Origin of the sequence: Micromonospora sp. WMMD1076, assembly GCF_029581475.1 — a bacterium.
GTDB lineage: Bacteria > Actinomycetota > Actinomycetes > Mycobacteriales > Micromonosporaceae > Micromonospora > Micromonospora aurantiaca.
Map to the genome: position 1 here is coordinate 3,753,823 of NZ_CP120862.1, position 18,716 is coordinate 3,772,538.

At 74.3% G+C, this 18,716-nt stretch carries 19 protein-coding genes and 2 pseudogenes; 12 read left to right on the forward strand and 9 right to left on the reverse strand.

All coding sequences use genetic code 11. The features are described 5' to 3' along the window. Positions 1–9 precede the first annotated feature (9 nt). From O7622_RS17790 to O7622_RS17800, 3 genes are read left to right on the forward strand one after another with little or no spacing between them, the layout of a single operon-like run. The gene (locus O7622_RS17790; protein ID WP_282309290.1) at positions 10–609 is read left to right on the forward strand and encodes a sulfite oxidase-like oxidoreductase; all 600 of its coding nucleotides are present in this window, start codon (positions 10–12) and stop codon (positions 607–609) included. Positions 610–649: 40 nt separating this feature from the next. After that, positions 650–1,369, forward strand: coding sequence for a ferredoxin reductase (locus tag O7622_RS17795; protein WP_282314167.1), 720 nt, complete (start codon positions 650–652; stop codon positions 1,367–1,369). Positions 1,370–1,386: 17 nt separating this feature from the next. Further along, complete coding sequence (locus tag O7622_RS17800) at positions 1,387–1,680, forward strand: DUF6510 family protein (protein WP_348774081.1); 294 nt, start codon at positions 1,387–1,389, stop codon at positions 1,678–1,680. Between the two features lie 30 nt (positions 1,681–1,710). Here the strand turns inward: O7622_RS17800 and O7622_RS17805 are convergent. Both O7622_RS17805 and O7622_RS17810 read right to left on the reverse strand, forming a co-directional pair. After that, a pseudogene (locus O7622_RS17805) lies at positions 1,711–3,285 on the reverse strand (glycosyltransferase family 2 protein); the annotation flags it as partial. A gap of 258 nt (positions 3,286–3,543) precedes the next feature. Further along, a complete protein-coding gene (locus O7622_RS17810) occupies positions 3,544–4,194 on the reverse strand; it encodes a C39 family peptidase (protein ID WP_282309291.1) in 651 nt (216 codons plus the stop codon). 625 nt (positions 4,195–4,819) lie between these two features. Between O7622_RS17810 and O7622_RS17815 the strand changes: the two genes are divergently transcribed. Next, on the forward strand, positions 4,820–5,365 hold the full coding sequence (locus O7622_RS17815) for a GNAT family protein (protein ID WP_282309292.1): 546 nt from the start codon (positions 4,820–4,822) through the stop codon (positions 5,363–5,365). Between the two features lie 10 nt (positions 5,366–5,375). On the opposite strand, the gene O7622_RS17820 is transcribed toward O7622_RS17815, so the two are convergent. After that, complete coding sequence (locus O7622_RS17820; protein WP_282309293.1) at positions 5,376–6,803, reverse strand: M20/M25/M40 family metallo-hydrolase; 1,428 nt, start codon at positions 6,801–6,803, stop codon at positions 5,376–5,378. A gap of 100 nt (positions 6,804–6,903) precedes the next feature. Here O7622_RS17820 and O7622_RS17825 point away from each other — a divergent pair, with 100 nt between their 5' ends. After that, a complete protein-coding gene (locus O7622_RS17825) occupies positions 6,904–8,202 on the forward strand; it encodes an NAD(P)/FAD-dependent oxidoreductase (RefSeq protein WP_282309294.1) in 1,299 nt (432 codons plus the stop codon). Positions 8,203–8,229: 27 nt separating this feature from the next. Here O7622_RS17825 and O7622_RS17830 read toward each other — a convergent pair whose 3' ends face one another. From O7622_RS17830 to O7622_RS17840, 3 genes are all read right to left on the reverse strand, one after another. Further along, a complete protein-coding gene (locus O7622_RS17830; RefSeq protein ID WP_282309295.1) occupies positions 8,230–9,354 on the reverse strand; it encodes an AI-2E family transporter in 1,125 nt (374 codons plus the stop codon). A 39-nt stretch (positions 9,355–9,393) separates the two neighbouring features. After that, positions 9,394–10,182 carry a fused MFS/spermidine synthase gene (locus O7622_RS17835; RefSeq protein ID WP_282309296.1) on the reverse strand — a complete coding sequence of 263 codons (789 nt, stop codon included), beginning with the start codon at positions 10,180–10,182 and terminating at the stop codon, positions 9,394–9,396. A 71-nt stretch (positions 10,183–10,253) separates the two neighbouring features. Then, positions 10,254–11,225, reverse strand: a complete 972-nt coding sequence (locus tag O7622_RS17840; RefSeq protein WP_282309297.1) for a DUF2267 domain-containing protein — start codon at positions 11,223–11,225, stop codon at positions 10,254–10,256. Between the two features lie 184 nt (positions 11,226–11,409). On the opposite strand from O7622_RS17840, the gene O7622_RS17845 reads away from it, so the two are divergent. Beyond that, positions 11,410–11,724: a hypothetical protein gene (locus O7622_RS17845; protein WP_282309298.1), complete on the forward strand. Its 315-nt coding sequence runs from the start codon at positions 11,410–11,412 to the stop codon at positions 11,722–11,724. Positions 11,725–11,818: 94 nt separating this feature from the next. On the opposite strand, the gene O7622_RS17850 is transcribed toward O7622_RS17845, so the two are convergent. Together O7622_RS17850 and O7622_RS17855 are read right to left on the reverse strand one after the other, a co-directional pair. Further along, entirely contained in the window at positions 11,819–12,109 is a 291-nt protein-coding gene (locus O7622_RS17850) for an STAS domain-containing protein (protein ID WP_282309299.1), read from the reverse strand. Positions 12,110–12,208: 99 nt separating this feature from the next. Next, a complete protein-coding gene (locus tag O7622_RS17855; protein ID WP_282309300.1) occupies positions 12,209–12,553 on the reverse strand; it encodes an STAS domain-containing protein in 345 nt (114 codons plus the stop codon). A 251-nt stretch (positions 12,554–12,804) separates the two neighbouring features. Here O7622_RS17855 and O7622_RS17860 point away from each other — a divergent pair, with 251 nt between their 5' ends. From O7622_RS17860 to O7622_RS17880, 5 genes are all read left to right on the forward strand, one after another. Next, positions 12,805–14,565 carry a PP2C family protein-serine/threonine phosphatase gene (locus tag O7622_RS17860; protein ID WP_282309301.1) on the forward strand — a complete coding sequence of 587 codons (1,761 nt, stop codon included), beginning with the start codon at positions 12,805–12,807 and terminating at the stop codon, positions 14,563–14,565. Further along, the gene (locus tag O7622_RS17865) at positions 14,562–15,608 is read left to right on the forward strand and encodes a cobalamin-dependent protein (RefSeq protein ID WP_282309302.1); all 1,047 of its coding nucleotides are present in this window, start codon (positions 14,562–14,564) and stop codon (positions 15,606–15,608) included. Before O7622_RS17860 ends, O7622_RS17865 begins: the two co-directional genes overlap by 4 nt. 76 nt (positions 15,609–15,684) lie before the next feature. Further along, on the forward strand, positions 15,685–16,032 hold the full coding sequence (locus tag O7622_RS17870) for an STAS domain-containing protein (RefSeq protein WP_282309303.1): 348 nt from the start codon (positions 15,685–15,687) through the stop codon (positions 16,030–16,032). 71 nt (positions 16,033–16,103) lie between these two features. Then, a complete protein-coding gene (locus O7622_RS17875; protein ID WP_013285990.1) occupies positions 16,104–16,550 on the forward strand; it encodes a response regulator in 447 nt (148 codons plus the stop codon). A 118-nt stretch (positions 16,551–16,668) separates the two neighbouring features. Then, the gene (locus O7622_RS17880) at positions 16,669–17,154 is read left to right on the forward strand and encodes an ATPase (RefSeq protein WP_282309304.1); all 486 of its coding nucleotides are present in this window, start codon (positions 16,669–16,671) and stop codon (positions 17,152–17,154) included. An 11-nt stretch (positions 17,155–17,165) separates the two neighbouring features. Here the strand turns inward: O7622_RS17880 and O7622_RS17885 are convergent, their stop codons facing one another. Further along, entirely contained in the window at positions 17,166–17,909 is a 744-nt protein-coding gene (locus tag O7622_RS17885) for a hypothetical protein (RefSeq protein ID WP_282309305.1), read from the reverse strand. A 412-nt stretch (positions 17,910–18,321) separates the two neighbouring features. On the opposite strand from O7622_RS17885, the pseudogene O7622_RS17890 reads away from it, so the two are divergent. Further along, a pseudogene (locus O7622_RS17890) lies at positions 18,322–18,663 on the forward strand (hypothetical protein); the annotation flags it as partial. Positions 18,664–18,716 lie beyond the last annotated feature (53 nt).

Genomic DNA, 18,716 nt, shown 5'->3' on the forward strand with positions numbered 1-18,716 from the left:
GACTGACGGGTGGGAATCGTCTCGCCCGGCTTCCAGGGCCGGCCCCGTTCGTCCGCGCCCGACCTGCCGCCGGGGCAGTACCTCACCGAGGACTTCCCCGTGCTCTCCGCGGGCCCGACGCCGCGCGTGCCGCTGGACACCTGGGAGTTCGTGCTGACCGGCGAGACCGGCGCGGAGTACCGTTGGTCCTGGGACGAGCTGATGGGTCTGCCGCAGGACACCCCGACTGTGGACCTGCACTGCGTCACCCGCTGGTCCAAGCTCGGCACCACCTGGCAGGGCGTCTCCCTGGACACACTGCTCGACGGCGTCGGCACGAGCGCCCGGTACGCGCTGGCGCACTCCTACGGCGGCTACACCACCAACCTGCCGCTGGACGACCTGCGCGGCGGGCGGGCCTGGGTGGTGCACACGTACGACGGGGGGCCGCTGCCGGCCGAGCACGGCGGACCGGCGCGGCTGCTCGTACCGCACCTGTACCTGTGGAAGTCGGCCAAGTGGGTGCACGGCATCCGGCTGCTCGCCGACGACCGGCCCGGCTTCTGGGAGACCGCCGGCTACCACGACTACGGCGACCCGTGGCGCGAGCAGCGCTACCAGGGCGACTGAGGTGACGGCGCAGGCCGAGGGCCGCCGCGTCGCGCCGCTGATGTGGCGGGTGGCCCGGCTGGTCGAGCGGCGGATCGAGACGCCCACCGCGCAGACACTCGTGCTGGACGTGCCCGGCTGGCCCGGACACCTGCCCGGGCAGCACGTCGACCTGCGCCTCACCGCCGAGGACGGCTACCAGGCCGCCCGGTCGTACTCGCTGGCCGGTCCCGCCGACGGCGAGCGGATCGCTGTGACGGTGCAGCGGGTACCCGACGGTGAGGTGTCGCCGTACCTGACCGGCACCTACGCCGAGGGCGACCCGCTGGAGGTACGCGGCCCGGTCGGCGGCTGGTTCGTCTGGCGTACCGACGACACCGCGCCGGTGCTGCTCGTGGGCGGCGGGTCCGGCGTGGTGCCGCTGATGGCGATGATCCGCGCGCGCCGCGCCGCGGGCAGCCGTACGCCGTTCCGGCTCGTCTACTCGGTGCGCACCCCGGACGACGTCGTCTACGCCGACGAGCTGCGCCGCCGCGCCCGCGACGACCAGGGCCTCGACGTCGCGTACGTCTACACCCGGTCCGCGCCCGAGGGCTGGCGCGGCGAGCCGCACCGGATCGGCCTGGCCGACGTGAACAGCCACGGCTGGCCGCCCGACCTGGAGCCGCTGTGCTACGTGTGCGGCCCCACCGGATTCGTGGAGACCGTGGCCGACCTGCTGGTGGGGCTGGGTCACCCGACCCGGCGCGTGCGGACCGAACGGTTCGGCCCGACCGGCTGAGAACCCGAGGAGGGCGTATGACCGACCTGTCCTACCTGGACGGCAACATGCTCGACGGGCCGCTGCGCGAGCTGTTCGCCGTCGACCTGAGCGCCACCACCGGGCGCTGCGACACCTGCGGGACGACCGGCCCGATGGCCGGGCTGCACGTCTACTCGCACGCCCCTGGCCTGGTCGGGCGCTGCCCCGCCTGCACCGCGGTGATGGTGCGCCTGGTCCGCGCGCCGCAGCGGGCCTGGCTGGACCTGCGCGGCACCACGTACCTCCAGGTGCCCATGCCGGCCGAGCAGGGCTTCCGGGCCGCGCCCTGACACCTGCGCTCCGGCCGCGACGCGCCGGCCGCGCCGGCGCAGCCGCCCGATGAGCTGCCCGGCCGTCACCGGCACCACCGACAGGACGAGCTGACCGTTGCGCGGGTCGACAGTCGCCGCCACCCCGTACAGCCGGGCGCCGTGCCGCACCAGCCGGGGCCGTCCGGCGGCGAGCCGGGGCGCGCGCACCGCGGCACCGCCGCGTCCGTGACCGCCGTCCAGCTCGGCGCGGACCGGATGGCGCTGCCCGCTGGCGGAGCTTGCGGCCAGGAGCCGGTCGAGCGCGAAGTCCGTGCGGAGCGTGCGGCCGGTCGGATCGGCGGCGTCCATGCGGGTGGCGCCCACGACCGGACCGGCCAGCATCCGCACCGGCCCGGCCTCCGTGGCGAAGCGGGGGTACGGGCTGCGCGTCGTCACCGTCAACGTGTGCCCGTCGACCCAGCTCACGTCGACGGTGTCCAGCCGCGCCAGCCAGTCGGCGCGCACGTCGGTGACGTCGGTCCACCGCGCCGGGGCACCCGGGTAGCCCGCGTGCCAGCGGTCACCGGCGAACACCGTCGCCGGCACGCCCCGGCCGCTGTCCTGCTCGATCACCGCCAGCAGGTCGTCGACCCCGCCCGCGGTCACCGCGCCCAGGCGCAGCCGGGCCTCGATGCCGAGCCGGTCCCGCAGACCGTCGGTGACGTGCCGCCGCACCAGGCGGCCGACCGTCGCGTGCACCCGCTCCTGCGCGGCCCGGTCCAGGTGCCGGAAGTCGTCGCCGACGAGGTTCGCCAGCTCCAGCCCGACGTGGCGGCGCAACACCGCGTCCCGGCGCGCCCCCGCGGGGATCAGGTCGGCCACGTACGCGAACAGCCGCTCCACGCTGACCAGGCGCTGCTCGACCCGGCTGTGGTACGTGATGTTGCGGGCGTCCAGCCGCCGTACCGCGTGGTAGTGGTCGTAGTCGGCGAGCACCGAGATCCGCCGGGCGTGGTAGCAGGCGGCGAGCGTGAACGGCTGGTCGCTGAGCACCGGCATGTCCTCCGGGAACCGCAGCCCGAGCCGGTCCACGAGGTCGCGCCGGAACAGCTTCGTGTTCGCCAGCGACCAGGGCAGCGCCGAGTCGAACAGGCTCACGTCGACCGCGTTGCCGTCGGCGAACACGTCGGCGAACACGTGCCGGCCGTTGACCCCGACCACCTTGCCGAGCACCACGTCCGAGCCGTACCGGTCGGCTGCGGCGACCAGACGTTCCAGGGCCTCCGGGCCGAGCCGGTCGTCCGAGCCGAGGAAGAACACGTACCGGCCGGTGGCCAGGTCCAGTCCCCGGTTGCAGGGCGACGCCGGGCCACCGGAGTTGGGCTGGTGGACCACCCGCACCGTGCCGGGGTGCTTCGCGGCGTACCGGTCCAGCAGGCGGCCGCTGCCGTCGGCGGACCCGTCGTCCACCGCCACGATCTCCATCCGGCCCGGCCCGATCGTCTGCCGCAGCACCGAGTCGAGGCAGGACCGCAGGTAGCGCAGCGTGTCGTAGACAGGCACGACCACGCTCACGTCGGGGCGGCTCGTCGCGGGTGGGCGGTGGGTGGTCGGTGGGCGGTGCGTCGCCTCCTCGGCTGCCACTGCTGCTCCTTCGCGCTCGCCCGGACGATCCGGCGCGACCCAGCGTGGTGGAGCGAGCCGTCCGGGTGACGACACCGGCGTGACGGCGAGGTGACCGGCAGGCAGCCGTTGGATATGCGCGAAAGGGCCCGACCCCCTGGTGGGGTCGGGCCCTTTCGCGTGTTGCTTCACGCCATCTTGCTCTGGTCCGCCATGTGTTTGCTCTGGCCGCTGGCCTTGTTCTTGCTGTGCAGCCGTGTGTGCGGTGGGGTGGTGTTCTTAGTTGGTGCTGTAGCCGCGGGTGGCGATCCAGTCGGCGAGGTTGTCGATGGTCATGCGGTAGGTGGCGGTGGTGGGGTCGGCGCTGTCGGCGATGGTGACGGTGTTGCCGTTGTCGCGGTAGCCGATGACGCTGATGTAGTGGCCGCCTTCGAAGGAGTGGGTGGTGCCGTCGGTGTCGGTGGCGGTGCCGGCGATGTTGGCGACCACGGCCCGGCCGGCGTCGACGGTCTTGACCACGTCGGTGCGCAGGGTGTCGGTCTGCTTGTCGTCGGCCTTGGGGGTGCTGATCTCGACCGACTTGTAGGCGTTGCTGGCGCCGGTTTCCTTGTTCAGCACGGGGGTGATGTCGTTGATGCTGTTGGTGCCGGCCTCGGTGGTGCCCATTTCGCGGGCCATGGCGTGCACGTCGATGTTCTTGCCCTGCACGGACAGGGCGTTGCGGGCGGCGGCGGGGCCGCAGAAGTAGAAGTTGGGCTGGGCCTCGTAGCGCACGTCCAGTTCCCGCTCGCCGTGGCCCTTGCGGTCGGCCACCACGCTCGTGGTGGTGGGGGCGGCGTGGGCCGCGATCGCGGGGCCGGCGATGCCTCCGGCGGTGGCGGCGATACCGACAGCGGTCAGAACGGTCTTACGCAGCAGAGTGGTAGCCATGATGGTTGCCTCCCTGAAGTGAGGGATAGCCGCGGCGGGGGTGCCACGGAGGGGAAAAGTCTCGGGGGGTGCCCGTCAAAGGGGCTGGCGCGCGGGCGGCTGGGAGGGCCTGCTCCGCGGCTCGGGGGTGTAACGACGGGCGGGCCGGGGCCATTCCCGGGGACGGCGGGATGCCCGTCGCTCGGGGATGTAACGACGACCGGGCCGGGCCGATTCCCCGACCTGCCGGGGCGCCGGGCCGGCCGGTGTCCGGCGCTCGACCCTGGTGCCTGGGCGGTCAGCCACGTACAACGCCCCGCGCCCGCCACCGATTCCACCCTCACGATGGCACCGACCACACCCACGCCCCGGAACCGAACCGGACACAAACCACCAAACCCGTCACCCCGTCGCCCGGGCGGACTGCACCACCGCGCGATCTTGCACTTTGGTCCCCGCTGAACCCATGTAAAGCGGACATCTCGCGGGCATCAAGTGCAAGATCGCGTGAGAGTCGGATGCCCGGGGGAGATCTTGGTACGAAAGGGCCCTCATGGGGGCCGTTTCGTACCAAGATCTGCGAAGGACCTTCGGGAGAGTGCACCCCGGGTGGGGTGGGCTGGGGGCGGTGTCCGAGAGTGGGGCTGTGCGATATCTGCGCAGTGACGGACGCGTCGCCATCCGCCGTCCCCGTCCGGCCGACGAGGCGGAGTTCGTCGCCGCCGCCCGGCGCAGCCGCGACCTGCACCATCCGTGGCTGTCCGCGCCCGATGACGCGCAGCGGTACGCGGCGTACCTGCGCAAGATCCGAGCGCGGGACAGCTCCGGGTTCCTGCTCTGCGACCGGGCCACCGGGGAGATCGCCGGATACGCGAACATCAGCGGCATCGTGCTCGGCGCACTGCGTGGCGGTTACCTCGGATACGCGGCGTTCCGCCCGTACGCGGGCACCGGGCACGCCTCGGCCGGGGTGCGGCTGGTGATCGAGTACGCGTTCGGGCCGCTCGGTCTGCACCGGCTGGAGGCGAACATCCAGCCCGGCAACGAGCCGTCGAAGCGGCTGGCGCGCCGGCTCGGCTTCCGGCTGGAGGGGTTCTCGCCGGACTACCTGTTCATCGACGGCGCGTGGCGCGACCACGAACGCTGGGCGATCACCGCCCCGGACGGGGTGGACCGGGTGCCGGGGCGGTGACCGGCCGGCCTCAGCTACCGGGCTTCGGGAAGGCGACCGGGCTGCGGTGCCCGTCCCGGTCCACCGCCCGCACGCCGAAGAACACGTTGTCCTTGGACAGGTCGATCGTCACCTTGGTGACGTCGCCGACCGGCAGCACCTTCTGCCACTGGTCGGCGGTGGTCTCCCGCCACACCACCTCGTACCCGGCGAGGTCCGGCTCGGGGCCGCGCTGCCACCGCAGCGTGGTGTCGTTGGTCAGGTTCGTGGTCACCACGGTGACGCCCCTGGGCGTACCCGGCGCCTGGGCCAGCGACCACAGCGTCGCGGCGTTCACCCGCGCCACCCGGGTGATGTAGCCGAAGTCGCAGAACTCGGGCAGGTCGCCGTACTGCACCCCGTCGACGACGCGCACGTCCTGGTGCTGGTGGGCGAAGTCCTCGTTGGGCTCGGTGAACCGGCCCGCCGGCCAGCCCTCGCGCAGGAACGAGATGTGGTCGCTGCCGCGCAGGTAGCGGTCCCGCCGGTAGATGACGCGCACGTCCATGCCGGTGGCGGAGTTCTCGGCCACGTCGGTGACGAACCGGGCGAGCTGCCGCGACGGCGAGTCGTTCTCGCCGCCGACGGACTGCCGGACGCTCGCCTCGGCCGGGGTCTCGGCGGTCGGCACGCCCTCGGCGAACAACCGCACGGTACGCGGGTCGCGGGTGCCGTCGTCGGCGGTGCTGGACCCGACGATGTCGTTGCCGAACATGGCCTGGACGTCCACGCCGGCCGCCTTCAGCTGCGACGCCAGGTACGCCGAGCCGTACAGTCCCTGCTCCTCGGCGGCGACGGCGGCGAGGACGATGGTCGCCTCGGTGCGGCGGGTCGACAGCACCCGGGCCAGCTCCGTCACCACCGCCACGCCGGAGGCGTCGTCGTCGGCGCCGGGCGCGTCGCTGACCGCGTCCATCACGTCGGTCGCCCGGGAGTCGTAGTGGCCGGTGATGACGTACACCCGCTCGGGCGTGACGTCGCCGCGCAGGGTCGCCACCACGTTGGTGATGGTGGTCGGGACGGGGATGCGGGAGGCGGGCTGCTGCACGTACGACTGCAGTTCGACGCTCATCCGGCCGCCGGACGCGGCCGCGTACCCGGAGAGCTGGGCGTGGATCCAGTCGCGGGCGGCGCCGATGCCGCGTACCGGATCTGTCTGGCTGGACAGGGTATGGCGGGTGCCGAACGCGGCGAGCCGGCGCACGACGGCCTCGATCCGGCGGCTGTCGATCTCGCGCAGCAGCGCGGTCAGCTCGCGGCCGGGCCGGACGGCCCGGCCCGGGGGGAGCGCCGGTCGCGGCGGCGGCCGGGGCGGCGGTGAGCGGGGTGGCGACGGCGGCGGTGGCCGCGGCGGAGGCGGTGAGAAGGTACGCCGGCTGGACCTCGTGGGCCGACCCTCGGCGGTCTCGTGGTTTCCCATCCCGGCATCCTCGCGCCGGTCACGAGGAATGTCCATATAGGCGCTGATGGATGAATCATGAGTACGTTTGTCGCAGGTCTGCCCGGGAACGGCAGCAGGCATGACGAAACCACGGGTGGTGATCGTGGGGGCCGGGTTCGCCGGGTACCACGCGGCCAAGACGTTGCGCCGACTGGCCCGCGACCGGGCCGAGATCGTCCTGCTGAACACGACGGACTACTTCCTCTACCTGCCGCTGCTGCCCGAGGTTGCGGCCGGCGTGGTGGAGCCGACCCGGATCGCCGTGCCGCTCGCCGGCACGCTCGACGGCGTCCGCGTGGTGGTCGGCGAGGCGGACCGGGTCGACCTGCAGAACCGGTGGGTCGGCTACCGCTCGGTCGAGGGCGACAACGGGCAGCTCGCGTACGACCGGCTGGTGCTCTGCGTCGGCAGCGTCAACAAGCTGCTGCCCATCCCCGGCGTGACCGAGTACGCCCACGGTTTCCGCGGGCTGCCCGAGGCGCTGTACCTGCACGACCACGTGGTCCGGCAGATCGAGCTGGCGGAGCTGACCGACGACCCGGCCGAGCAGCGGGCCCGCACCACGTTCGTCGTGGTCGGCGCCGGCTACACCGGTACGGAGGTGGCCGCGCACGGGCAGCTGTTCACCGACCGGCTGGTGGCCCAGCGCCCGCATCTGAACGTCCGGCCGCGCTGGATGCTGCTGGACGTGGCGCCCCGCGTGCTGCCCGAACTGGACCGGCGCATGTCGGTCACCGCCGACCGGGTGCTTCGCAAGCGCGGCGTGGACGTGCGGATGGGCACCTCGGTCGCCGAGGCGACCCCGGACGGGGTGATGCTCACCGACGGCGAGTACGTCCCGACGTGCAGCCTCATCTGGTGCGTCGGCGTACGCCCCGACCCGTTCGTGGCCGAGCTGGGGCTGCGCACCGAGAAGGGCCGGCTGGTAGTAGACGAGTTCCTCAACGTGCCCGGCTACCCGGAGGTGTTCGCCTGCGGCGACGCCGCCGCCGTGCCCGACCCGACCCGCCCCGGGCAGGTGTGCGCGATGACCGCGCAGCACGCCCAGCGGCAGGGCAAGCTGGCCGCGCACAACATCGCCGCCTCGTACGGGCAGGGCGTGCGCAAGTCGTACAAGCACCACGACCTGGGCTGGGTGGTGGACCTGGGCGGTAAGGACGCGGCGGCGAACCCGCTGAAGGTGCCGCTGGCCGGGCTGCCCGCCAAGGCCGTCACCCGCGGGTACCACCTGCTGGCCATGCCGGGCAACCGTCCCCGGGTCGCGGCGGACTGGGCGCTCGACGCGACGCTGCCCCGGCCCGCCGTGCAGCTCGGCCTGGTCCCGGCGAACGCGGTGCCGCTGGAGAGCGAGTCACCGGAGCTGGCCCGCCGCCGCTGATCGCCGCACGCACCCGCCGGCCGGCTCTCACCCGCCGGCCGGCGGCCGTTCCGGCGCTCTGGCACTACCGGCCGGACCTGTGCCGGGCGGCTCGGCCGGTTCGCCGTCGGCGGGCCGCGGCAGGGCCTGGCGCCCGGCGGCTGCGAACTCGCGCAGCAGCACCTGGACGATCCCGGCGGCCGGGATCGCCAGCAGCGCCCCCACCAGCCCGGCCAGCTCGACCGACAGCAGCACGCTGACCAGGACCGTCAACGGGTTCAACCGCACCGCGCGGGCCATGATGACCGGTTGCAGCAGATGATTCTCCACCTGCTGGTAGACCACGAAGAAGACCAGCACGACGAGGCCGGCGGTGGGGGAGTGCAGGAACGCCGCGCCGGCCGCGGCGAGCGCGCCGAGCGTGGCGCCGACGAGCGGGATCAGGTCGAACACGGCGACCGTCAGCGCGATCACCGCGGCGAACGGCACATCGAGCAGGAACAGCACGACGAACGTCAGACCGCCGCAGATCACGCTGATCAGCAGGTTGCCGCTCAGGTAGCCGGTGACGATCCGGGACGAGTCGCGCCCGATCCGCCGCAGCCGCGCCCCCGCGCCGTCGCCGGTGAGCCGCAGCGTGGCGGCCACGATCTTCGGCGCCTCCAGGACCATCAGGTACGCCAGCACCACCACGGTGACCAGCGCGGCGACCGCCTGGGCCACGCTGCGGACCACCCCGACGGTCGGGTCGCCGAGCCGGGCGCCGTACCGGCGGAGCTGACCGGGTTCGGCGTACCGGAGCAGGTGGAAGCGGTCCAGCAGCCGCCCGAGCGGTCCCCGCCCGGCCTGTGCCTCGCGTACCAGCTCCGGCGCCCGGTCGGCGAACCGGCCCACCTCGTCCACCAGCGGCACCACGATCAGCGCGCCGACGGCGGCGAACAGCGCGAACGCGGCCAGGAACACCAGCAGCGTGGCGAGCGCGCGGCGGCGTACCCGCCGTTCGAGACGGTCCACGAGCGGTTTGAGGGCGACCGCGAAGAACACCGCCACCAGTCCCCACACCAGCACCCGCCGGGTGGCCCAGACCAGCGCCAGCCCGACCCCGGTGGCGAGGACCAGACCGATCACGATCAGCGTCCGGCGCGCGGTGGACCGATCGTCGGCGGCGCTCATCCGGCGCGGCTACCCGCGCTGGAGGTACGAAAACCCGGCTCAGCCCAGGTCGGCGTCGGTGACCGGGTGGGCGCCCGCGGCGAACGCGTCGAGCGTCGCGGCGTGCAGCACCGTTCCGGGCATCGGATCGGCGGCGACGCGGGTGGCGAGCCGAACCACCGGGATCCGGCCCGCCGTGGGTGTGGCGGCGAGCACCACGTTGCCGTAGCGGCGCCCGCGCAGCATCCGCCGGTCGGCGACCAGGCAGACGTCGGCGAACACCGCGCGCAGCGTCGCCACCTGCGCCCGGGTGTGCGCCAGCGGCGGCAGGTCGGTGAGGTTGAGCAGGTAGAGGCCGTCCGGGCGCAGCACCCGGGCCACCCGCGCCGCGAACTCGACCGCCGCCACCTGCGGCGGCATCCGGGCCGCCCGGTACACGTCGGCCACCACCACGTCGTACGCCCCGGCCGGCTCGTCGGCGACCGCCTCCCGGGCGTCGCCGAGCGCCACCACCACCTCCGGCGGCAGCCGCGGCAGCCTCCGCCGGACCAGCTCGACCACGCCCGGATCGCGCTCGATCACCCGCTGCGCCGAACCGGGCCGGGTGCTCGCGAGCCAGCGCGGCAGCGTGAGCGCGCCGCCGCCGAGGTGCAGGGCGGTCAGCGCCGCGCCACGCGGGGCGGCCAGGTCGATCGCGGCGGCGATCCGCCGCACGTACTCGAAGTGCAGGTACCGGGCGTCGGCCACGTCCACGTACGACTGCTCGACCCCGTCGGCCAGCAGCGTGCGCCCGGACGGGCGGGCCGGGTCCACCACGATCTCCAGGGTCTCGGTGTCGTCGTGATCCACGGCGGGACACGGTACCGCGCGGCCACGGGCGGCCCCGGCCCGCCCGGGACCGGGGCCGTTCCGCCGCCGGGTCAGCCGGCCGCCATCCCGGCGCCGGCCTCGTCGACTGCCGCGTCCACCCGGTGCGCGAGGTCCACGTCCGCAGCCGTCACGCCGTCGACCTGCTGGGTCCGGACCGTCAGCACGGCGTTGTCCGGGTCCGGCCGCCCGATCTGCGGCGACCGTCCGACATCGGACTTGAGCCGGTCCAGCCGGTCGAGCACCCGGTCCAGGTTGCCGCCGGGCAGCTCGATCGTGCGCACGAGCGAGCGCCTGTCGCTGGACCAGTAGGGCAGCGTCGCGAGCGCGTCGCGCAGCTCCGCCTCGGTCAGCGGCGCGGTGGCCGAGGACGCGCCCACCAGGCCGCCGCCGAAGTCGGTCGGCCCGAGCAGGTCACGCAACTCGTCGGGTACGCGCAGCGACTCGACCAGGTCCGCGTCGGCCTCGGCGAGCGCGGCGAGCGTCGCCTCGGCCTGGTAGCGGGCCTGCTCCGGGGTGAGGCGGCTGTACCGGCCGACCTCGGCCAGGAAGCCGGGCAGGTCGCGGCGGCGTTCCAGGCCGTGCACCGGCACCACGTCGTGCAGGGTCAGCGGCACCGCCTCCAGCAGCCGCTCCCGTTCCGCCTCGTCCAGCGACCGGGCCAGGGCCAGCACGGTGGCCTCCGCCGCGACCTTGGCCGCGGAGAAGTCCACCCCGGCGCGCCGGCTCACGTCGTCGACGAGATCCCGGTAGCCCATCGAGACCCCGGGTGCCGGCGCCGGGTCCGGCAGCGGGCGCGGACGCGCCGCGACGGCGACCGGCGGCGGCGCCGGGCCACCCCGGGTGGTGTCCGGCTTGTGCCGTCCGGCCGGCGGCGGGCCGGACCGGTCGTGCTGGTCCAGCGAGGTGACCTGCTTGGACGCGCTCAGGCTGGCGCCGATCTGGCTCGGCCGCAGCCCTCGTTCGCGGGCCTCGCGGGCCAGGGCCCGGCGGCGCTGGTTGTCGCCCTCCATCTGCTTGCGCATCGTCGCACCTCGTTCCTGGGTCGGTTGCGCTTGTCGCCGACCGCGTTCCCGGCGCTGCCGGGAAGGTAACGGCGGACCGCCCGGCGGACGCTTCATTCGCTGCGGGTGAGGAGCGCTCACCCCGGCGGGCGGCAGGCTCGGACGGACCGGACAACTTCCGATGCACGCGGAAGGGCAGGTCGACATGAAACGGATCGTGGAGATCGTCCCCGCCCGTCCCGGCTGGTACGCCCGTTGGCGGATCGGCCCGGACGACACCCGCTCCTACCCCGTGACCCTCTGGGCCCTGCTGGAGCACCACGACGGCAGCGGACGCGAGGTGGTCGGCGTCGACTGTGTCGGGCAGTGGCCCGGAGCGGACGACGACGACATGAGCGGGGACTTCGTCCGTTATCTGTTCCAGACGCCCGATTCCGGCGCGCCGGAGGACGTCGAGCCTCCAGTCGCGGGGCAGTCGCGCGACGAGGCGCCGCACCGGCAGGCCGCGCCCGCCGCCTGAGCCATCCTCCCGGCCCCCGGCCCCTGGTCCCAGGGTCGGGGGCCACCCCTGTCCGCCCGGCGTCCAGCCCGTCTCGCGGGCACCGCCGGCCGGGTCAGCCCGCCTCGCGGGCGCCGCCGGTCAGCTCCTGCGGCGGGGCGGCCAGCAACTCGGCCAGGCCGGTGCGGTCCAGCAGGTGCCGCACCTGCGGGTTCAGGTTCAGCAGGCGGATCGCCCCGGTGCCGGCCCGGTGGATCACCACGAGCGCGCTGAGGCCGGAGGAGTCGCATAGGCCCACCCCGGCGAAGTCGAGTTCCAGCTCCTGGTGACCGTCGCGGCGCAGTCCGGCCGCGGTTTCGACGAGTTCCGGCGCGGTGTCGAAGTCCAGCTCTCCGGCCAGCCGCACCCGCGCGGAACCGCGTCGAGCCGGTCCACCTCGATGGTCAACATCTGGGAGGGCACGTGTCCATGTTCCCAGCCGGGCACCGCCGGGAAACCCCCGGGGTCACGCGAACGCTGTCGAACCCGGCGCGGACAGGCCCGGCGCGTCGTCGACCGGCGAGCGGTCGAGCAGGCCGGTGACGCCGGTCAGGTCGAGGATGGTCTCCAGGAAGCGCGGGACCGCGCGCAGCTCGATGGCGGTGCCCGCGTGCTGGCCCTCCCGCCAGGCGTGCACGATCACGGACAGGCCGGTGCTGTCCATGAACCGCAGGTCGCCGAAGTCGAACACCAGCGTCACCGGACGCGCGGCGAGCAGCCGGTCGATCTCGGCGCGCAGCGGACCCGCCGTGGCGTACGCCAGGTCGCCGCCGACGGCCACCACCGGAACGGCCGGGTCGGAACGATCCACGGAGATGCTCAGCGGGCTCGCCTCGGGCCTTCTCCGTTGAGGAACCACGTCACGCCTTTCCGCGGGGGTGCCGGTCAGGCCGGTGTTGACAGGATCGTAACAACAGCGGCATCACCTCGCTGGACGCGCGAGCGGGCCGCAGCGCCGTGGGGTGGCGGTCCCGGCATACCGGCGTAGGGTGGGCGGTGAGACGTGACCACAGGCGCCGGTCCGGGGCCTCCGGGTTCGACGAGGAGAGTGGGGCTCAGCTGGTGACTGCTGCCGACGTCAGGGGTGCCGACCCGGGCGACGGACGGATCTCCACGCCGAGCACCGCACGGGCTCCCGCATGGTCCGCCGCCGCGCCAGTGCCGTCCGCCCTGCCGCCGCTGGCCGCCGACCGTGACCTCACCGTCCCGAACTGGTCCGAGGTGGTCGAGCACTTCCGTGAGGGCCTGGTCGTGTGCGGCGCCGACGGCGTCGTCCAGCACGTGAGCCCGGTCGCGGAGCGGCTCATCCCCGAGGTGACGCCCGGCGAGGTGCTGGCCGCCGCCGGCCCGGCCCCGCTGCGCGGCGACGGGCCGGCCGAGTTCACCCACCACGGGCGGCGGCTGCGCGTGCGCCCGGTCGCGTTGTCCCACCGCCGGCGCTGCTGGTACGTCGACGACGTCACCGAGATCGTCAGCCGGGCCGACGCGCTGCTGGCCGAGCGGGCCCGCTCGGCGTTCCTCGCCGTGGTCGGCGAGAAGCTCGGCAACCCGCTGCACCCGGACCGGGCCGCCGCCGCGGTGGTGCGCCTGGCCGTGCCCACGGCGGCCGACGTGGCGGTCCTGGTCCTCGCCCCCCGTTCCGGCCGGGCCCGCTGGTGGCGGGCGGTACGCGCGGACGACCGGCCGCCGGTGGTGGACAGCGGGGTGCTGCCCGCCACGGCGCTCCCCGCGGCCATCGAGGCCGGCCTGGCCGGCGCCGAGCCGCACGAGCTGGACTGGCTGGTCGAGCAGGCCGCCGAGGCGGGCTGGCTGCCCGGCCTGGACACCTCCGGCGCCACGGCCCGGGTGGTGCCGCTGCCCGGCCGGGAGGCGCCGGCCGGTGCGCTGCTGGTGGCCCGGCGTGCCGACCGCTGGTACGACGAGGCCGACGTGGACCTGGTCCGCGCGTTCGCGGCCCGGGCCGGCGCGGCGCTGACCACCGCCATGCTCTACCGCGACCAGGCCGAGGTCGCCGACACGTTGCAGGCCAGCCTGCTGCCGGTCGAGCCGGCCTCGGCGACGGGCGTGCAGTGGGGCACCGCGTACCGGCCGGCGCAGGCCGGTCTGCGCATCGGCGGTGACTTCTACGGCTCGCACCGGCTCGCCGACGGCGGCTCGGTCTTCTTCCTCGGCGACGTGTCGGGCAAGGGCGTGGAGGCGGCCGTGTTCACCGGCCAGCTGCGCCAGTGCCTCCAGGCGTTGCACCGGGTCGAGACCCAGCCGGGGCGGCTGCTGAAGCTGCTGAACGACGCGCTGCTGGAGACCACGCAGGCGCACGGGCAGGGCCGGTTCGCCACCGTGGTGCTCGGCGTGGCCCGGCCGCACCGCGACGGCGGCCTGACGCTGACCCTGGCCGGCGGCGGGCATCTGCCGCCGCTGGTGCTGCGGGAGTCCGGCGAGGTCGAGGTGGTGCCGTTGCGCGGCATGCTGATCGGCGTGGTGCCCGATCCCCGGATCGGCGAGGTGACGGTGCACCTGGCGCCGGGGGAGACCTGCCTGTTCTACAGCGACGGGGTGACCGAGGCGCGCGGCGGCCGGCGCGGCGACGAGCAGTTCGGCGCCGAGCGGCTGCTCCACGCGGTGACCGGCTGCCACCGGATGCCCGCGCCGGCGCTCGCCGAGCGGGTCGAGCAGGTGACCTGCGACTGGCTCGCGCACGGCGACCACGACGACATCGCGGTGCTGGCGTTGCGGGCCACCGGCCCGGACGGGCGGGCGCCGCGGCACCTGCACGCGGTGCCGGAACCGGCCGTGACCGAACCGACGAGGGAGTTGTCCGCGTGACCGTGCCGACCGTCGAGGCCGGCCCGGGCCACGCCTTCCCCCGCTACCTGGAGTGCCTGGCCGACGCCGACGAGTCCGCCGCCGTGGCGGTGGCCCGCGGTCTGCTGGAGGCGGGCGTGCCGGCCGAGCGGGTGCTGCTGGACCTGATCGCCCCGGCCCAGGCCGAGGTGGGCGAACGCTGGGCCCGCAACGAGTGGAGCGTCGCCCAGGAGCACGCCGCCACCCACATCAGCGAGCGGGTGGTGGCAGCTGTGGCCGCGCACGCCGATCCCCGCCCGACCCGCGGGCGGATCGTGATGGCCTGCATGGACGGCGAGTGGCACGCGCTGCCGGCCCGGCTGGTGGCCGAGGTGCTGCGGCTGCGCGGCTGGCAGGTGGTCTTCCTCGGCGCCAGCGTCCCGGCCGCGCACCTGGTGTCCTACCTGCACCGCTACGACGCCGACGCGGTGGCGCTGGCCTGCGCGCTGCCGATGCGGCTGCCGCACGCCCACCGGATGGTGGAGGCGTGCCGCCGCTCCGACGTGCCGGTGGTGGTCGGTGGCCGGGGCTTCGGCGACGACGGCCGCTGGGCCCGCGTGCTCGGTGTGCCGTGGGCGCCCGACGCGCCGGCCGCGGCGGACCTGGTGGCCGACGAGCGGGCGCTGCGCGAGACGCCGCCCGCGCGGCTGGACCACCTGGCCGACGACGAGTACGTCAGCCTGGTCAAACGGCGCGGCGAGCTGATCGACAGCGCCCTGGCCGACCTGCGCGAGCGGGTGCCGTCGACGGCCGGCTACACCCCGGCGCAGCTCGACTCCACGATCAGCGACCTCGGCTACATCGTGGACTTCCTGGCCGCCGCGCTCTACGTGGACGACGCGACGCTGTTCACCGGGTTCGTCGAGTGGCTGGTGGAGATCCTGGTCGGCCGCGGGGTGCCGGCGGGCGCGGTCCGGCTGACGCTGGAGCACTATGGACAGCAGCTACGCGACTTCCCGCGCGCCGCTGCCTTCCTCGACCGGGGCCGGGCTCTGGTGGGCGGACTGTCGGCGGCGGGCCGCTGACGGGCGCCGGGCCGGCCGTCGCATATACTTGCACCACTGCAAGGGTTCGCCTGCGGTGGGAGCGAGAGGGGCCGCTGTGACGTTCACCGTCACGTACGCCCAGCGGGACGGGGGCGGTGTCCGCCTCCGGCTGGCCGGCGAACTCGACCTCGGCACGGCCGGAGAGCTGAGCTCGGCGATCGACCGGCTGATCGCCGAGGGGCACCGCGAGCTGCTGCTCGACCTCACCGAACTGACGTTCTGCGACTCCACCGGCATCGCGGCGTTCGTCAGGGGGGACAACCTCGTCGCCGCCGACGGCGGCTGGCTGCGGCTCACCGGGGCGACCGGCCGGGTGGCCCGGGTGCTGCAGGTGACCGGGCTGGCCGAGGTGCTCCACCACGACCGCGACACGGTCGACCCGACCGCGCCGGCCGCCTCCTGATCCGGTACATTTCCCCGCCAGCAGCCGGCCGTGCGGCCGGACGCCCTCCTCACCACGAAGCAGGTAAACCGATGGGTCAGACCAGCCCCAGCCCCGTTCGCATCCTGGTGGTGGACGACGATCCGGGTGACGTCCTGATGATCGAGGAGGCGCTGGCCGACTCCGACGTCGACAAGGTCATCGACGTGGTCGCCGACGGCCAGGAGGCGATGGAGTTCCTCCGCCGCGAGGGCCGGCACACCGAGGCGCAGCGCCCGGACGTGATCCTGCTCGACCTGAACATGCCCCGGATGGACGGGCGGCAGGTGCTCGGCGAGGTCAAGGGTGACGAGAGCCTGCGGACCATCCCGATCGTCGTGCTCACCACCTCCAACGCCGACACCGACGTGGTCAGCAGCTACACGCTGCAGGCCAACGCGTACGTGACCAAGCCGATCGACCTGGACGACTTCAACGACGTGGTACGCCGGATCGACGAGTTCTTCGGACGGGTGGTCGTGCTCCCGAAGCACCCGTAGGGGCGGGAAGTCCGGGCCTCCGCATCCTGAACATTTTGTGGGAACGGCCGCGCCCGGGAGCGCGGGGACCGCAGGATCGGCAGGTGGGGACGCACACCGGCTGCCTGGGGGGCGACGCATGAGGTTCTCGGTGGTGGAGACCGGCTACGACAGGCGGCAGGTCGACGCCTGCCTGGACGAGCTGAGCCTGCGGCTGGGCCGGCTGGCGGCGCGTGCGGAGGGCGCTGCCGGGGCCGGCCGGGAGTGGGACCAGATCCGGTCGGACGCCGCGCACCTGTGCGACTTCCTGCATCGCCGTACCGCGCCGGTCGAGACGGCCGCGTCCCACCCGTCCGCCGCCGAACGGGAGGCCGCCGAGCTGCTGGCGCAGGCCCGCGCCGAGCTGGAGGCCGCACGCGAGGAGGCCCGCCGGTTGCGGGAGGAGGCGTACGCCGAGGCCGTGCGGGCGCGCCGCGAGTTCGAGGCGGCCCTGCTGGCGCGTCGCCGACGGGAGTCCCGGGTCGACGAGATCCTGGCCGGCGCGCGTGGCGAGCGGGTGGCGGTGGACACCCCCACGGCCGCGGCGAGCGTACGGCCCGGTGGCGCCGGGCGCAGCGCCGCCTGACCGGCGCCGGGTCAGACCAGCGCCGACACGACAGTCGTGGCGCGCTTCTCGTGCCGGGCGTACGCGTCGGGGTAGGCGGACACCTGCACCGCCTGGGCGGCGGCGGTCACGCTCATGTCCTCCCAGCCCGGCACCTCGCGCAGCGCGGCGTAGAAGGCCCGGGCCGCGTACGCCGGCCGCATGAGCTGGGCGACTGTGCCCCAGCCGCTGCTGGGCCGCTGCTGGAACAGCCCGACCGAGTCGTGGTCGGAGCCGCTGCCCTGGTGCGGGTGGTCGAAGGACTCCGGCAGCACGTCGCTGGCCAGGTTGTAGAGGTTGCTCTCCTGCATGGCGGTGGCCACTGCGACGACCAGGGCCCGGCGGGGCATCTTCATCTCCCGCCCCACGTCGACGATGGCCTTGGCGTTGTCCATCTGCCGCTGGTCCAGGCCGGCGACCGGCCGGGGGCGCTTGGGCAGCACGGGCTTGCGCGGCGGCTTCTTCGTCGCCGTGGCGCTGGGCGTGGGAGCCGGCGGCGGCAGGGCCGCGGCGGCCGGTGGCGCGACCCGGGTGACGTCGCGGGAGGCGCGCTGGTCGGCGGCGGCCCGGTCGGCGACCGCCTCGCGTACCTCCGGGTGCGCCGGGCCGGTCTCGGCGACGCCTGCCACGCCGATCAGGCCGAGGCAGCAGGTGACGCCGGTGGCCACCGCGATCCGGCCGGGTACGGACCGGGCCGGGCCGCGTCGTGGCGGTTCCGGGGCGCGGTGACGCCCCACCCTCCGTTCGGCTGATGCCGGGTCAATCGTTCGGCGAACCGGGCGGTTGGCGGGCAACGGCTGATGATCGGGGTGGTCGGGCTGCACCCGCCGAGGCTAGAAAGCTTCCGGGCCTTTGCCATCGGGGTGATTGGTGGCATGCGCCACAATCTGCCGGATTCGCGGGTGACATCAGGGGTGGCGGATCATGAAGACCGCTAATCGCGCGTACCCGGAAGAACGCTTATGTCGGTTTCGGCGGTGTGAAACGGATGCTCGGCGCGGCCTGCGGTGGCCCGGTCCGGATTCCACCGTTCGGCCGAGGGTGCCCTGGTCGGCCGTCCCCGCCCGGCGGCGGTCCACCGACCCGCCCGGATCGACAACGAGGTTGACGCTCTGAAAGTCTGCGCCTCGCGCATCCCTCGGCGGGCACACGCTGAGCCGCACGGTTCGATGGATGAACATGCACGGCGTGAGGCCGCGCCGCGCTCCCGAATGGTCGCGGGTGACGCTGCGGCAGGCGCTCACCGGGAATCACATTCTCGGCCGCATCAAGGTCGGCGGCGTGGTCCAGCGGGACGGCAAGGGCCGTGCCCTTACGCCGTTCCCTGAAGTGCTGGACCTGCCGACGGTGGTCGAGCTGCGGAAGATCCTTGAACCCTCCCCCGACGCGCGCAAGCGGACCGGGCGGAAGACATTGTCTTACGGAGTGTGTTTGGACGGCAACCCTCGGCAGGGTGCCCCTGTAGACGGCGCGGCCGGTGGAGGCGAATAGCCCGGCGGTCGTGTGCGTACCGGGGCCGCTCCGAGGGTGAGCGGAGCGGCCCC